General features: G+C 55.9%; 1 protein-coding gene. It reads right to left on the bottom strand.

Annotated features, from left to right (window positions below):
- A partial coding sequence (dinB, locus tag B2067_RS08270) for a DNA polymerase IV (RefSeq protein WP_301388096.1) occupies positions 1-725 on the bottom strand: 725 nt, incomplete at both ends.

The raw sequence follows: 725 nt of genomic DNA on the forward strand, positions 1-725 counted from the left end.
GTCTTATCCTGAGCATAGGTACGCTCGACACTGACGGACTTGCGCTCACGATCCATACTCAACGGTCGGTTATCCTGTCCCCGACAACGCTGATATAAATGGACACCTGAGCGGCCAAAACGACGTACCAGTTCATTGAGATCCCAGCTTCGGGCGTCGTCGCAGGTTTCGATACCCAATACCTTTAAGCGCGCCTGAAACGCCGGGCCAATGCCGGGAATACGGCCAACAGGTAACGCCTTCACGAATTCATCCACTTCTTGAGGCGGAATCATCTTCTGGCCATCGGGCTTATTCCAGTCACTCGCGACCTTCGCCAGAAACTTATTCGGTGCACCGCCCACCGACACACTGATACCTAACTCGTGCCTGACGCGCTCACGAATCTCAGCCGCCACCTGACTCGCCTGCTGATCCGGGTCTAACTCAAGATACGCCTCATCAACCGATACCTGCTCAAGCAAGGGTGAATAATCACGCAGGATATTCATCACCTGAGCAGAGACCTCACGGTACAGCTCCATACGACCACGCAACAACACCAGATCGGGGCAAAGACGACGCGCTGTCGCCGTCGCCATCGCTGAGCGAACTCCAAATGCCCGAGCCGGATAATTACAGGTCGCGATAACACCGCGCCGGTCAGACTCACCACCAATCGCAATCGGCACATCACACAGATGCGGCTGCTCGCGCATCTCAACCGCCGCGAAAAAGCAGTCACA

Origin of the sequence: Thalassolituus sp. UBA2590, assembly GCF_002339775.1 — a bacterium.
Lineage (GTDB): Bacteria > Pseudomonadota > Gammaproteobacteria > Pseudomonadales > Oceanobacteraceae > Thalassolituus.